Annotated in this window: 2 pseudogenes; both read left to right on the top strand. The window is 77.2% G+C overall.

Annotated features, from left to right (window positions below):
- A pseudogene (locus tag G3I53_RS31745) lies at nt 1–416 on the top strand (hypothetical protein); the annotation flags it as partial.
- A gap of 214 nt (nt 417–630) precedes the next feature.
- A pseudogene (locus G3I53_RS31740) lies at nt 631–1,178 on the top strand (hypothetical protein); the annotation flags it as partial.

Below are 1,178 nucleotides of genomic sequence, written 5' to 3'. Positions count from 1 at the left end.
GTCTGCTGACCCGGCCCGCCCAGCGGCTCGCGGACTGCGCCACCTGGCTGCGCCGGGACCTGCCCGCCCGGCTGGCGCTGCCCGACGACCCCCGGCTGTCCGTACCCCTGATCCTCGACGGTGCGCTGCGACGGCTGCCCGCTCCGCTGGCCGACGCGCACCTGCGGCTGGCGCGGCTGAACGGGCAGCTCACCGTGCCCGACGCGGCGGGCGCGCTCGCGGTGCCCGAGACCCGCGCCGAGGAGCTGCTGGAACAGCTCCTCGACCGCGGTCTCCTCGACGAGGAGCAGCCCGGCCTGCTCCGGATGAACGCCCTCTTCCGCGCCCACGCGCTGCACCGCGGCACGCGGGCGGGCGAGGTAGCGCAGGCCCTCCTGCCCGTGGCCCGGCACGCCCTGCCGTCCGGCGCCACCTGACCCGTCCGGCCCGCCCGGCCGCCCCCGCACAGCCCCCCGCCCGCCGAACGTCCCTCACGTCCACGCCCCGACCGACCCCCGTCCCCACCACGCCCCCTGTACACCCGCGCCCGCCGACGGGTCCCACCGGACCCGCCCGCCCCGGGCGTCCCTTCCCCACCGCTCGTCCACCCGCACCGGCCGCCAGGCCCCCACCCGGAGGTACGACCCGAGCATGCCCACCACGCCGTACGAGGAGACCGCGGACACCCGGCCCAGGGTGCGCCGCGACGTGCTGTTCACCGAGACGCCGGACGGCGTGATCTTCCACAATGCCGACGGCGGGTTCCAGGTCACCTCCCCGTCCGCCTACCGCTTCGCCACGCTGCTCGTCCCGCACCTGGACGGCAGCCGGACCGTGGCGGAGATCTGCACCGGCTTCAAGGATCCGCAGAAGGCGATGGTGGGCGGCCTGGTCAAGGCCCTCTACGCGCGCGGTTTCGCCCGCTCCGTGCCGGATCCCGCCGCCCCGGACGCCGGAGGGACACCGCTCGAACCGGCCGTCGCGGACCTCTTCGCCGAGCAGATCGCCTACCTCGACCACTACGCCGACGGCGCTCGGCGCGCGTTCGCCGCGTTCCGCGGCACCCGGGTCGCCGTGCTCGGCGACGGCCAGACCGCCCGCTGGGCCGCGCTGTCCCTGATCCGCAACGGCTGCGCCGCCGTCGGCGTCGAGGCCGCGCTCGCCGAGGGTCCGGCGACCGCGCGGGACGTGGACGCCGT

This window comes from Streptomyces sp. SID14436, assembly GCF_010548465.1.
Classification (GTDB): domain Bacteria; phylum Actinomycetota; class Actinomycetes; order Streptomycetales; family Streptomycetaceae; genus Streptomyces.
Note: the sequence above shows the minus strand (reverse complement) of the source record. Positions and strands in the feature narration are given on the sequence as shown.